This window comes from Paeniglutamicibacter sp. NPDC091659, assembly GCF_044756805.1.
Lineage (GTDB): Bacteria > Actinomycetota > Actinomycetes > Actinomycetales > Micrococcaceae > Paeniglutamicibacter.
Map to the genome: position 1 here is coordinate 78,868 of NZ_JBIVTO010000013.1, position 12,673 is coordinate 91,540.

10 protein-coding genes are annotated in these 12,673 nt (G+C 64.1%); 1 reads left to right on the plus strand and 9 read right to left on the minus strand.

Features of this window, described 5'->3' with window-relative positions; genetic code table 11:
* Positions 1–125: 125 nt before the first annotated feature.
* From ACIQLF_RS19275 to ACIQLF_RS19305, 7 genes are all read right to left on the minus strand, one after another.
* On the minus strand, positions 126–1,349 hold the full coding sequence (locus ACIQLF_RS19275) for an amidohydrolase family protein (RefSeq protein WP_400302106.1): 1,224 nt from the start codon (positions 1,347–1,349) through the stop codon (positions 126–128).
* A 51-nt stretch (positions 1,350–1,400) separates the two neighbouring features.
* Positions 1,401–2,405, minus strand: a complete 1,005-nt coding sequence (locus ACIQLF_RS19280; protein WP_400302108.1) for an ABC transporter ATP-binding protein — start codon at positions 2,403–2,405, stop codon at positions 1,401–1,403.
* Positions 2,402–3,415, minus strand: coding sequence for an ABC transporter ATP-binding protein (locus ACIQLF_RS19285; protein WP_400302111.1), 1,014 nt, complete (start codon positions 3,413–3,415; stop codon positions 2,402–2,404). The genes ACIQLF_RS19280 and ACIQLF_RS19285 overlap by 4 nt, the downstream gene beginning before the upstream one ends.
* A 2-nt stretch (positions 3,416–3,417) precedes the next feature.
* Positions 3,418–4,419 (minus strand): ABC transporter permease, encoded by a 1,002-nt coding sequence (locus ACIQLF_RS19290; RefSeq protein ID WP_400302113.1) that lies wholly within the window; start codon positions 4,417–4,419, stop codon positions 3,418–3,420.
* An 11-nt stretch (positions 4,420–4,430) separates the two neighbouring features.
* Positions 4,431–6,158, minus strand: coding sequence for an ABC transporter substrate-binding protein (locus ACIQLF_RS19295; protein WP_400302116.1), 1,728 nt, complete (start codon positions 6,156–6,158; stop codon positions 4,431–4,433).
* 52 nt (positions 6,159–6,210) lie between these two features.
* Entirely contained in the window at positions 6,211–7,209 is a 999-nt protein-coding gene (locus ACIQLF_RS19300; RefSeq protein WP_400302118.1) for an ABC transporter permease, read from the minus strand.
* Positions 7,210–7,719: 510 nt separating this feature from the next.
* Positions 7,720–8,571: a phytanoyl-CoA dioxygenase family protein gene (locus ACIQLF_RS19305; protein WP_400302121.1), complete on the minus strand. Its 852-nt coding sequence runs from the start codon at positions 8,569–8,571 to the stop codon at positions 7,720–7,722.
* Between the two features lie 108 nt (positions 8,572–8,679).
* On the opposite strand from ACIQLF_RS19305, the gene ACIQLF_RS19310 reads away from it, so the two are divergent.
* Complete coding sequence (locus ACIQLF_RS19310; RefSeq protein ID WP_400302123.1) at positions 8,680–9,510, plus strand: helix-turn-helix domain-containing protein; 831 nt, start codon at positions 8,680–8,682, stop codon at positions 9,508–9,510.
* 544 nt (positions 9,511–10,054) lie between these two features.
* Here the strand turns inward: ACIQLF_RS19310 and ACIQLF_RS19315 are convergent.
* Both ACIQLF_RS19315 and ACIQLF_RS19320 read right to left on the minus strand, forming a co-directional pair.
* The gene (locus tag ACIQLF_RS19315) at positions 10,055–10,675 is read right to left on the minus strand and encodes a GntR family transcriptional regulator (RefSeq protein ID WP_400302125.1); all 621 of its coding nucleotides are present in this window, start codon (positions 10,673–10,675) and stop codon (positions 10,055–10,057) included.
* A 130-nt stretch (positions 10,676–10,805) separates the two neighbouring features.
* Positions 10,806–11,792 (minus strand): ornithine cyclodeaminase family protein, encoded by a 987-nt coding sequence (locus tag ACIQLF_RS19320; protein WP_400302127.1) that lies wholly within the window; start codon positions 11,790–11,792, stop codon positions 10,806–10,808.
* Positions 11,793–12,673 lie beyond the last annotated feature (881 nt).

Consider the following 12,673-nt stretch of genomic DNA (forward strand, 5'->3'; position numbering starts at 1 on the left):
GTGCGGAAGCTCCCCCGCACGATGGGTCGATTGGCCCATCGCGACCCGCCCCTTGCCGAACGACAAACGGCCGGCGGCCCCGTCTCGGGACCCCGCCGGCCGTTGGTTCGTGCGGCCGCCGGTAGTTAGCGGCTGCGTTCCACCGAGAGGACCTTCAGCCCGTCGGCGACGACGCGCCCATCGTGGATGACGGTGCGGTCGGTGCCGCGGTCCATCACCGTGGAGGCGATGGTCTCGCCGTCGACCAGCACCAGGTCGGCGCGGTCGCCCACGGCAACGCCCGGTCGGTCGGCCACGGAGGCCAGCCGCGGAACGTCGCGGTCCATGATGGAGGCACCGCCGATGGTCGCCACGGCCAGGGAGTGTTCGATCAGCTCGTCCTTGCGGAAGCCGTTGACGAAGGCCAGCTGCCAGGTCCTATCCAGCAGGTCGCAGTTGCCGTACGGGCTCCAGTAGTCGCGCTGCCCGTCCTCGCCCAGGCCGAAGCGCACCCCGGCCTCGACCAGGTCGACCAGCGGCAGGTGGTTCGAGGTGCTCGGCGCCACGGACGTCAGCGAGATGTCCAGTTCGGCGAACGTGTCGATCAGCCGGCGGCTGGTCGCGGCGTTGACGCTGCCCAGCTCGTAGGCGTGCGAGAGGTTGACCTTGCCCTGCATGCCAAGGGCCCGGGTGCGTTCGGCGATCAGGTCGGCGGAGAAGACCCCCTGGGTGCCGGCCTCGTGCAGGTGGATGTCGATCTCGACCTGGTACTTCTCGGCCAGCCCGAAGACCACGTCCAGGTGGCGGACCGGGTCCCGGTCCAGCTCGCAGGGGTCGATGCCGCCCATGACGTCGGCGCCGGCCCGCAGCGCGTCCTCGAGGTAGCGCTCGGTGCCCGGTTCCAGCAGGATGCCTGCCTGCGGGAACACCATGACCTGCACGTCGGCCTGGTCGGCGAACTTTTCCTTCGCGGCCACGACGGCCTCGTACTTCTCGAGCTTGCAGTCGACGTCCACCTGGGCGAAGGAGCGCACGCGGGTGGTGCCGCGGGCGATCATGCGCTCCAGCGTTTCCGCCACGCGTTCCTCCAGCCCGATCTCGGCGTCGCGCCAGTGCTCGCGGTCGTTGCTCATCATGCCCCACACCCCGGGGCGGCCCGTGTGCTTGCGGAACGGCAGGCCGATGCGGGTCGAGTCCAGGTGCACGTGCACGTCGGAGAACGACGGGATCAGGATCCGGCCGCGGCCATCGACGTCATCCGCGCCCGGCTCGAGGGTCGGGTCGTGCTCGGTGATCGCGGCGATCTTGCCGTCCTCGATCAGGATGTCGCTGGCTTTTCCGGCCCAGGGACGGGCGTTGCTGATCAGCATGTGGGGGTTCCTTCCAGGTGGTTCATCGGGTCGTTCCATGTCAGGGTCGTGCTATCTCTGCATGGCGGCGGCGGCCATGGCCATCGGGGCCTGCGGGAAATGGCAGGCCAGTTCGCCGGCGGGCACCTCGCTGGCGCAGCGGGCCTGGCCCGCCTCGTCCAGCAGTTGGTAGGCCGGGCAGCGCGTGCGGAACACGCAGCCCGAGGGCGGGTTGCTCGGCGAGGGCAGGTCCCCACCCAGCCGGATGCGCTCGGTCAGCGCGGCGTCCAGGTCGACGCTGGGCACGGCCGAGAGCAGCGCGCGGGTATAGGGGTGGCGCGGGTCGGCGAACATCTGCTGCTTGGGCGCCTTTTCCATCATCTTGCCCAGGTACATCACGGCCACCTCGTCGGCCATGTGCTTGACCACCGCCAGGTCGTGGGCGATGAAGATGTAGGCGACCCCGGTGTCTCGCTGGATGTCCTTGAGCAGGTTCACCACCTGGGCCTGCACGGAGACGTCCAGCGCGGAGACCGGTTCGTCGCAGATCACCACGTCCGGCTCCAGGGCCAACGCCCGGGCGATGCCGATGCGCTGGCGCTGGCCGCCGGAGAACTCGTGCGGGAAGCGATTGACGTGTTCCGGGCGCAGGCCCACCCGCTCCATCAGGTCCATCACCGTGGCCTTGATGCCGCCCGGGGGCTTGATGCGCTGTTCGACCAGCGGAGCCGCGATGGTCGCGCCGATCGACTGGCGCGGGTTCAGCGACGAGGCGGGGTTCTGGAAGACCATCTGCACGCGCCGGCGGAAGCCGTCCAGCTGCCTGCCGCGCAGGCCCGTGACCTCCTCGCCGTCCAGCTTGATGCTGCCGCTGGTGGGATCCAGCAGCCGCATGAGCACCTTGCCGGTGGTGGATTTTCCGCAGCCGGACTCGCCGACCAGGCCGAGCGTCGTCCCGCGTTCGAGCGTGAAGCTCACCCCGTCCACGGCCTTGACCGCGCCGGTTGTCCGGCCCATGGCCCCCTTGGTCGGGAAGTGCTTGGTCAGGTCGCTGACCTCGAGAAGTGGCGTGTTCATGATCCCGCTCCGATCAGGCTGGTTTCGCCCAGCAGGTCAAGCTCGTGGGCGTGGCAGCGCACCGCATGCCCGCCCTCGAGCAGCAATCCGGGTCGCTTCGTGGTGCACAGGCTGCCGGGGACAAGCTGCGCGAATTCGCAGCGGTCGGCGAAGATGCAGCCCTGGGGCAGCGACAGGAGCGCCGGAGGGGACCCGGGGATCGGCGTCAGCCGGTCCCCCTCGCCGGACAGGTGCGGCATCGAGGCCATCAGTCCCCGGGTGTAGGGATGGGACGGCTGCTGGAAGATCTGGCGCACGGTGGCCTGCTCGACGCACTGGCCGCCGTACATGACGACCACGCGCTTGCACAGCTGGGCCACCACTCCCAGGTCGTGGGTCACGAAGATGACGGCGGAGTTCGTCTCGGCCTGCAGATCGGAGATGAGGTCCAGGATCTGCGCCTGGACGGTGACGTCCAGCGCCGTGGTCGGCTCGTCGGCGATCAGCAGCTCCGGCTCGCAGACCAGGGCCATGGCGATCATGGCGCGCTGGCGCATGCCGCCGGAGAACTCGTGCGGGTAGCTGTCCGCCCGCCGCTTCGGGTCGGGAATGCCCACCCTGCCGAGCATGTCGATCGCCACCGCGCGGGCGGCCTTTTTCGAGACCTTGTTGTGCACCCGGTAGGCCTCTGCGATCTGGGACCCGACCGTGTAGAAGGGGTGCATGGCAGAGAGCGGGTCCTGGAAGATCATGCCGATCTTCTTTCCCCGGTAGGCACGCATCGCATCCTCCCCCAGGGCCAGCAGGTCGGTGCCCTCGAAGGTGATCTCCCCTTCGACCTGCGCACGCGTCTCCTTGAACAGGCCCATGATGGCCTGGCTGGTCACGGATTTCCCGGACCCGGACTCGCCCACCAACCCCACGGTCTCCCCGCGGTGCAGGGTCAGGTCCATGCCGTTCAGGGCCGCCACGTGTCCGTCGTCGGTCGGAAATTTCACGCTCAGGTTCTTGACCGTCAGCATCGGTTCCATGGTCAGCCCACCTTGACTCTCGGGTCGATGAACGCGTAGGACACGTCCACGATCACGTTGAAAAGAATAATGAAGAAGGCGGCAAGCATGGTGATGGCCATGGTCACCGGCAAGTCGCCGCTGGTGGCCGCGCGCACCGCGGTGAAGCCCAGTCCCGGTACGGAGAAGATCTGCTCGGTGAGCACCGCGCCGCCCAGCAGGGCGCCGAGGTCCAGGCCCAACATCGTGATGATCGGCGTGATGCCGGCCCGCACGCCGTGCTTGAACACGACGGTCTGGCGCGACAACCCCTTGGCCCGGGCCGTTCGCATGAAGTCCTCGGAGAAGGTCTCGATCATGTTGCTTCGGGTGATGCGCACGTACTGCGCCGAGAAAAGCACCGCCAGCGCGACCCAGGCCAGGAAATAGTTGGCGACCCAGCCGCCAAAGCCTGCCTCGCCGAACGGGGAACGGATCTGGTTGGTGGTGAACGGGAACCAGCCCAGCGTTCCGACGAAGACGAGCAAGAGCACCAGTCCGGTGACGGGGATCGGCAGCGAAACACCGATCGACGAGGCACCGACGATGATGCGGTCGGCAAGTTTCCCCTTCCGCAGTGCGGCGAACAGTCCCAGGCCCACGCCCGAGATCGTCCACAACAGCACGGCACCCACGGCCAGCGACAACGTGTACGGCAGGGCGTTGGCAACCATGTCCGTCACGTTCTCGTTGGTCTGGAAGCTCTTCCCGAGGCAAGGCCAGGCGCAGAACTGCTCGGCGCCCGGAGCCCCGAGCATCCGCGGACCGATCAGCCCCGAGAGGAAGGCCAGGTACTGGACGAAGAACGGCTTGTCCAGGCCCAATGCCACCCGGGCCTGTTCGACGCGGTCGGGAGTGCACTCCTGGCCGCATGCTGCGGAGGCGGGGTCCGCGGGGCCGAATTGGAACAGCGTGAAGGTAATGAAGCTGACGACGAGAAGCAGCAGGAGCATCGCGCCGATTCTGCGGAAGAGGAAACTAGCCATGATCCGGTGCCTTACTCTGCGACGCCGACCGAATTCAGGTCAATGGCGCCAAAGAAGTAGCCGACCTGGGCATTTCGGATGTTGGAACCGACCACGGAGTTGGTGTAGCTGTGCATGGTCGGAACCAGCGGGTAGGTGGCCATGACCTCGTTGTAGAGATCGGACCACTTCGCGCCCAGTTCCTCCGCGGTTCCCGTGGCGGAACGCAGCTCGTACATCTTCTTGGAAAGCTCTTCGTCGAAGAAGCGCGGGATGTTGCTGAACCCGTAGGTCTTGCCGTCCAACGACGGGCCGAGGTTCGGGTCCACGGTCATGCGCACCGACGACGAGTCGGCGCCGCCGCACCAGCCCGAGCGGGCGATGTCCGGCATGCCTTCGCCGGCAAGGGTCGAGTAGTAGTTCGCGGCCGGGATCGGGCGCAGCTCCAGGTCGATGCCGAGTTCCTTCAGGTTCTGCTGCAGCACGGTCCCGACGTTCTTGTAGCGCTCGGTGGCGTTGGAGTAGCCGTAAACCAGCTTCTTCGGGTATTCCTTGCCCTCGAGCAGCTTCTTGGCTTCTTCGAGCTTGGGCTTGCCGGCCGGATCCAGATCGCTGATCTGCTCGGTGACACCGGCCATGTTCTTGGTCAGCTGAGTGTTCACCAGCTCGCCGAAACGCGCGCCGCCGTACTGCACCTGGATGGACTCCCGGTCCATGGCCAAGGCGATGGCCTTGCGCACCGTCGGGTCCGTGATGGTCTCGGTGTTCAGGTCGAGCACGTCGATGCAGCCCAGGAAGCCGCCGGCAGTTCGTTCCTTGATCTTGGGGTCGTTCAGGCTGGCCGCGTCGGAGACCTGCAGGGCGCCGTTGCTGTCCAGGGTGATCGCGTTCGCGTCGGCGTCCGAGATCAGCTTCTGGGAGATCGTCGACTGCGAGGTCGAGAGGCTGAAGGTGTAGGTGTCCGGCAACGCCGGGCGGTTCGGGTCGGTGGCGGGGTCCCAGTTTTCGTTGCGTTCCAGGACCATTTCGCGCCCTCGGTCATAGCTCTTGACCTTGTACGGGCCCGAGGACACCGGGTGGTTGGTGTAGTCCTGCTTGGTGTCTTTCGCCTTCGGCACCGGTGCGGTGTTCGAACGGGAGACAAGCGCCGGGAATTCGGCGAAGGCCTGCTTGAGGTGAAAGACGATGGTCTTGTCGTCCGGGGTTTCGATGGCTTCGAGATCGCCGTCGGAGTAGGGGCCCTTGTAGGCGTCATCGGTCAGGGCCGAATTCAGCTCCTGGGGTGCCTGGGTGTAGACGTCGCGGGCGTAGGTGCGTTCCACCCCGTACTTGATGTCTTTGGAAGTGATCGGGGATCCGTCTTCGAACTTCAGCCCGTCACGCAGGGTGTAGGTCCAGGTTTTTCCGTCATCCGAGACCTTGCCCAAGTCGGTCGCCAGGTCCGGGACGATTTCCGGCGGCTGGCCCGCGGTTTCCTTGGCCATGGTCAAGGTCCGGTAGTAGAGCTGGCCGACGTTGGCCGTCTGCACGTAGTTGGAGTTGCCCGGATCCAGGGTCGCGAAGTCTGCGGACATCAACACGTTGATGTTGCCGCCTTTTTCCGCGAAACCGGATTGCACGACCACGGGTGCGTACCGGTCGGCCGACTGGTCGACCCCGCCTTGGGGTCCCTTGGCGACGCCGGGGCCTCCGGCACAGGCGGTCAGCCCGAGGGCCATCGCCGCCGTGAACGACAGCATCATGACTGCTTGCTTTTTCATGGATCCTCCTATGGAAATGAAGCGAATTGAATCTGGAAAGGTGGAAATCTATCTAGCGTGAGGACTTGGGATCCAGCGCGTCGCGCAGCGCATCGCCCAGCAGGTTGAAGGCCAGCACCGTGATGATCAGCGCGATACTTGGAACGGCCAGGAACCACGGATCGCTCAGGTACCAGTTGCCGGCTTGGGCGGCGTTGAGCATCTGCCCCCAGGAGGGGGTCGGGTCCTTGACGCCGACACCTAGGAAGGACAGGGCCGCCTCTGCCGTGATGTTGGCGGGAATCATCATCGTGGCGTAGACCAAGACGACCCCGGAAACATTGGGAATGACCTGTTTGAGGATCATCGAGCGGTGCGAAGTGCCGAAAGACTTCGCCGCATCCATGAATTCCTGTTCGCGAATCATCAGTACCTGTCCGCGAACCACACGGGCGAGGTATGCCCAGCCAAAGAAGCCCAGGACGATGACCAGCGAAGCGATGGGAACGAAAGACCCACTGGCCAAGTTCGTGCCGGCCAGCCTGGATTGGAGGATGGGCGCGATCGAAAGCACCAGAAGAAGGTGGGGGAAGGCCAGGAACAGGTCCATGATGCGGCTGATGACCATGTCGATCTTGCCGCCGAAGTATCCGGCAGCGGCTCCCAGAACGGTGCCCAGGACCACCGAAACCAAGGTGGAGAGAAGGGCAATGCTCAGCGAGACCCGGGCCCCGTAGGCCAGACGTGCAAACAGGTCCCGGCCCAGGCCCGGTTCCACCCCGAGCCAGTGCTCTGCGCTGGGGTACATGTAGTACGGCAGGGGCAAACCCGGTGTGTAGAAGTCGTCCAACACGTCCGGGGAAGTGTTGGTTGTGTTCGGGTCTTGGCCCGAGATCGCCACCAGTACCGGAGCAAAGATGGCGAACAGAACCGTCAGGATCACCACTATCAGGCTGATCATGGCGACGCGGTTCTTGCGGATGCGCAACCACGCTGTGGCCAGCAGTGAGCGGCCCGTGGCCGCCGGCTTGGTGGCCGCTGGCATTTGAGCCTTCGAAGCTGTGTTGGTCATGACGACAAGCCCTTCGCGAGAGTGATCCATGCAACACGAAAAACTGTATACCAAACTATCCAGATATGGAATACCAAAATATTCACAGCGTTCAAAAGACCGATCGAGCTGTCAAAAAACTGTGAAATATGGGGAAAAATCGATCAAATTCTGGATACCAGATGCGCACTTGAACATAAATGTGGTTACTTAAACGGTCAACCAATTTCTTCGATGGCTCTCAACGGATCGAAACCTGCATGCCCTGCCAGAACTCCCTTTAAGGCCGCGGTCCACCGCACTGGAGTGCCTCCATGCCACACTCAGAGCGATCGAATGGCGAGACCCAGTGGCAGCCAAAGACCAGGGCGTCTGCAAAGTCGTTTCATACGATGGCTATGACGGCGACTTGCAGCGCGTGGTGCGGGCGGCACAAATCTGGAGACTCTGCCTCGCTCGGGGTCGCCCCGCCGAGGATCCCAACGCGAACTCCGTTACCGAAGCGAGGAACCGGATGCCTGACCAGCCCGGCTATAAGCCGTCGTCGTCACTCCAGTGCTCCTGCCATCGCCAGTCGATCGGCTCACCGGCCCGCTGGTAGCGGATATCAGTGGAGAGGCGCATGATGCCGCCGACGTCTGTGTTGTCCAAGGCGGCATGCACGATGTGCGCCGAGTGGACCACCACGTCGCCTGCCTCGTAATCCGCCAGCAGCCACCGTGCATCGTGCTGACTGGCCAGGCCCGGCAGGTCCGCGGTGATGGAGGCGGCCGGCAGCTTGAGGGTCCCGGCGCGTTCCCCTGCCATGACCCAGTGGTGGCTGCCCTCCAGGTAGGCGAGGCCGCCGCGTTCCCGGGGGCAATCGCCCACCGGAATCCACATGGACAGGACCCTGTCACTACCCTCGCGCAGGTATACGAGATCGTAGTGGGCCTGGGTGGCGGTACCGATCCCCGCCTCCCCGGGCTTGGTGTGCCGGATGATCTTGCGCCGGTGCAGGTGGACATCGTCGTCCAGGAGCCAGGCGAACCAGTCCGCGATGGCCGGCATGGTGCACAGCGACTCGTACTCCGGGCCCGGGACGATGATGTCGAAGAGGCTGCGGCGCATGGCGGCGCGGTCCACGTCCCCGGCCGCGGCAAGGCCGAGGAGCGGGTCGGTTCCCGCTGCGTACACATTGGCCCCGCCGAGCGATTCGAAGTAGTAGCGCCGGAACTCCAGCAGTTGGGCCGGGTCCAGCTGGCCCTTCAGATAGAGGTAGCCGTCGCGGCGGAGCCGGGTCCAGAGGGCATCACGGTCAAAGCGTTCCGACGCCGGAACAGGGTCGAGCGGGCCCAGACGGGTCTCCGATTCGTCCAGGACGTAGCCGTTCGAGGTCAACATTCACCCAGTCTGTCGATCCGGACTCTCGGAGTGAATGGACTTCCACGGTGCCCACTTGGACTTTTCTTCGGCTTGATTCCCATGCCGGACAGGAGCAGGATGGGGTCAATGGACGAGTGGTCGCACTACAGACAGCCCGCCCCACCGCTGCGGAACCTTGGTTTGGTGTGTCTCGGAGCGGGGGAGCAAAGCGGACGACTCCCCTCCTTCTCCGGCCGGACGCTGAGCAGCCACGCCCTCGTGATCGTTTCCGAAGGGACCGGGCTGTTCAATAGCGGGGGCAAGGCGGAGAAGCTCAGGGCGCCGGCCCTCCTGTGGCTATTCCCCGGCGTCAGCCACGGCTACGGCCCGAGCCCCGGCGGCTGGAGCGAGCACTGGGTCCTCTTCGCAGGCCCAACGGCACGGGCGTTCGAAGAACTCGGGTATCTCCCCCGTGAGCCTCCTTGGCTGCAGCTTGTCGAGGGCCAAGGCCCGGACCTTGACGCGACGCTTGGACTTTTCGCAGGACTGCGGACAGCCCTGCGCCTCGAAGGGCCCCGTGGCGATCTGGAGGCCTCCGTACTCACCCAGCGCGTCCTGCTGGACGCCGGAAGGCATGTCCACGCCGTACCGGTCGGGCCCCATGAACGCCTACTTTCCGGGCTGCGCGAAACCGCCCATCTTCAGCTGGGGCTGAGAGAGCAGGCGGCACTCCATGGAGTGTCGCCGTCGGAACTTCGGAGAGCCGTGCAGGACGCAACGGGGGTCGGACCCAAAGAGTTCGTGCTGCAGTTGCGCATGTCGCGGGCACAGTCCCTCCTGGCGGACACGGCCCTTCCCATCCAGCGGATCTCCCGGCTGGTGGGCTACGAGGATCCGGCCTACTTCAGCCGCTTGTTCTCGGAGCGGAGCGGCCAGTCCCCTACTCATTTCCGGATGCAACACCGCCGGGAGTCGTGAACAAGTGGCGGCACGGTTCATGAGCAGGTCATCACCAATGAACCGAGGCCAAGCCCGTTCGGGATACGCAGGCGCGCACAGGCCTTAGGCAGTACGGTGAGGTCTTTCACTGCGACAGTGAGGCCCGGAATTGGCTGCTTGGGCAGGAAAAGATACTCACCCCTCCTGCCCATTCGGGGCGGAGCCTCCATATCGCTATTGCGCTTGCCGGTGAGGTCCACAGCAATGGTGCAGGAGCTCAATACAGTGGTCCGTCCCTGAAGTGGCGCCTCGTTCTTCAGCTACTTCTGCGCACGTTCGGGTTTCGCGACCGTTCATTTCCAACCCGCATTCAAGGCCCGGGCTGAGCTCACCTCGGAACGGAGAGATCCTCCAAGTTGCAAGCCTTGGCGGCTCAAGAATTGCACGGTCCGTGTGAAAAAGTGACTCGCCTCCGATCATCGACCGGACTTTGCCAGAGCAATCACAGAGCGATGAAGCCACCTCTCCCTGCCCCGCGCTCCCGGAATCTGCGGAATTCCTGGGGCCACGGAGCACTCTGCCACTAGGCAGATCCTGCTGCAACTCCCCCGGTACGGGTCATGACGCTTGAATGACTTGTCTCAAGATGGGCGCTCACCAAAGCATCCATCTTGGAAACATCGCGCGTCGCGATGGCTTGGTATAGCTCTTCGTGCTCTTCGGCCATGGTGATCAAGTCATCGTGCTGCGAAAGCAGCCAACGCATCCGCGAAGACAAGATCCCGTTCAATTCAATCAGCAGGTCATTTCCGGCCAGCCTGGTCACGATTTCGTGGAATTGGGCACCCTTCCGACGCGAGGTAACAGCATCGCCGTTTCGAGCGCTCAAGAGTTCCTGGTCAAGCACTTCCCGCAGCTCGGCAAGCCCCTGACGGGTATGACGCTGGGCTGCCAGCTTGAACGACATGAGCTCGAGCCCACTGCGTACCTCATTGAAATCTGCAATGTCAGACGGAGTGAACTCTCGGACCACGGCCCAGGTGCGCGGCCGGGGCGTCACGATGCCTTCCGCAACCAACGTCTTGAGTGCCTCGCGAACCGGCAAGCGACTGACGCCCAGCTCGTTGGCCAAGTCACGCTCGACAAGCTTGCTCCCCGGGGCACGGACACCGTCAATGATCTCGTTGCGGATATGGTCGGTCACACGGACCGACTCCGGTTCAAACCCTGGCGTTACAGGCAATGTTCCTGCCCTTCCGTTGCAATGTCCGATTCAGCTAGTTCCCTCAAGTCTATGTGTCTCTCAGGATTCACGGCGTGACTTCACCGTTCGACTACAGCGCCAGGTTCACGTGCTGTCCAAGCCCACGGTCAATGGCACGGTCGTAGGCCAACCGTCCAATCGCAAGATCCAGCAGTCCCACCCCCACGGAATTGAACAACGTAATGTCGTCGGCGTTGCGCCGGCCCACGATTTGCCCCGAGACCACCTGGCCCAACTCCCCCACGATGTCCTCGGCCGCAATCGCCCCCTCGGACAACGCCACGAGGTATGCGCCCGACTTGGTTTTCGCCGTACCCCAATGGTCAACCACCACTCGCGCACGAGTCATTCCCACCGTGTCGATCTCTCGCTCACCCGGCCGCGGGCGAGCCCCCACCGCGTTGACATGCAACCCCGAACGGAACCACTCCCCCTTGACGATGGGTTCGACCGAGGGCGTCAGCGTGCAAACGATGTCGCTGGCGGCGAAAACCGCCTCAACGCTGTCAACCGATTCGACGTGCAAATCGTGATGGGCAATTGCGGCACGGAACTCCTTCATTCGTTCTGCCGAGCGCGTCCAAACAACAACCCGCTTGATGGGCCGCACGCACAACAGAGCCTCGACGTGCGCCACCGCCAGTGCCCCCGCGCCAACCAAGCCCAAGGTCGATGCCTCGGGACGAGCCAAATGACGGGTAGCCACCGCCGTAGCGGCTGCAGTACGAATGCGGGTGGGAACCCGCCCATCCAAGATCGCCAAGGGTTCGCCGGTCACATGGTCGGCCAGCATGATCATGGACCGTTGCGTCGGCAATCCGCGACCCGAATTGGAGGGAACGTCTGCCAGTAGCTTGACCGACGCCAATCCGGGGCCGGCGGCTACGCCAGGCATCACAATGAAGCTGGAATCGGCAGGAGATACGTTCATGGCAACAGGTGTCGGCTGCATGGCGGTGCCGTTGGCAATATCAGCAAAGACTTGTTCCACGGCTTCAACAGTTGAAGGCATGTCGAGGACCGTCTGCAGCGAAGAGGCATTGAGTAAAAGTGTCATGAGCAGTCGTTTCTATCCGAGGTGAAGTATCTTTCTTCGAAGTGTAGCCATTTTGGTATTCCAAAGAAAGAGTGTGAAGTCATGAAATGTGATTCCGCATGCACGCCTCCCTTCGCGCGCGCCACCCGTCCGCACCAGAAGGGCCTCGAGCGAATCACCGAAACCGCTGGTTGACTGCGGTCAAACGACTTGCCCTCGAACCCCATTCACCAAGGCGACGGCGGGGGATCCGGCACCGATGAGCCTCAAAGAATCCGGTATACCAACTATTGTTTGATCGAAAAATGTAGTCAGTAGGAACACCGGACTCCCAGCAGCCCCAGCTTCGCGGCCCCGGAATCCCGAACAGGCATCGCATGGGGCAGACCCTTGTGCCAACCCGGGGTTCGGCACCCCTCAACGGCACTAGCAACATCCCGGAGCATTGCCCCATGCACAGTCTCGATATCGACTCTCGCGCGGTTGCGCGCCTCCGCACGGACAGCGCAACGGGCCAACGGGCCAACGGGCCACCTTTGCGTCGGCTCAAGTTGCACGCCATCGCCACAGTCCATGAACCGGTTACCCCATGGCGTTCGACGGGTAGAAGCCGATAGCGGTGCACATCGACTCACGACAGCACCGGCAGCACCGCCGCGTCATGGGCCAGCACCAAGCAGATCCAGGGCTTCCGCGACCCGGCGTTGAGCTCGACCCCCTCCCGCACCGCGCGAAGGCCTCGTCCGAGGAAGCCTCGACGGGGCCGTTGCGGGTTGTCGTCCGGCAATGGCCCCAGAATTCGCGGACGCTCGCTACGGCACGGGCCTGCGAGCCAAAAAAGCCTCGCAGATCAGGCGCCAAACACTATTGGTATACCATTGCGGAAAGCGGTCCCGCGCATC

What these genes read in the sequence shown, in the direction of transcription:
- ACIQLF_RS19275 (WP_400302106.1), bottom strand. Translation starts at nt 1,349, where the DNA reads ATGCTGATCAGCAACGCCCGTCCCTGGGCCGGAAAAGCCAGCGACATC.
- ACIQLF_RS19280 (WP_400302108.1), bottom strand. Translation starts at nt 2,405, where the DNA reads ATGAACACGCCACTTCTCGAGGTCAGCGACCTGACCAAGCACTTCCCG.
- ACIQLF_RS19285 (WP_400302111.1), bottom strand. Translation starts at nt 3,415, where the DNA reads ATGGAACCGATGCTGACGGTCAAGAACCTGAGCGTGAAATTTCCGACC.
- ACIQLF_RS19290 (WP_400302113.1), bottom strand. Translation starts at nt 4,419, where the DNA reads ATGGCTAGTTTCCTCTTCCGCAGAATCGGCGCGATGCTCCTGCTGCTT.
- ACIQLF_RS19295 (WP_400302116.1), bottom strand. Translation starts at nt 6,158, where the DNA reads ATGAAAAAGCAAGCAGTCATGATGCTGTCGTTCACGGCGGCGATGGCC.
- ACIQLF_RS19300 (WP_400302118.1), bottom strand. Translation starts at nt 7,209, where the DNA reads ATGACCAACACAGCTTCGAAGGCTCAAATGCCAGCGGCCACCAAGCCG.
- ACIQLF_RS19305 (WP_400302121.1), bottom strand. Translation starts at nt 8,571, where the DNA reads ATGTTGACCTCGAACGGCTACGTCCTGGACGAATCGGAGACCCGTCTG.
- ACIQLF_RS19310 (WP_400302123.1), top strand. Translation starts at nt 8,680, where the DNA reads ATGGACGAGTGGTCGCACTACAGACAGCCCGCCCCACCGCTGCGGAAC.
- ACIQLF_RS19320 (WP_400302127.1), bottom strand. Translation starts at nt 11,792, where the DNA reads ATGACACTTTTACTCAATGCCTCTTCGCTGCAGACGGTCCTCGACATG.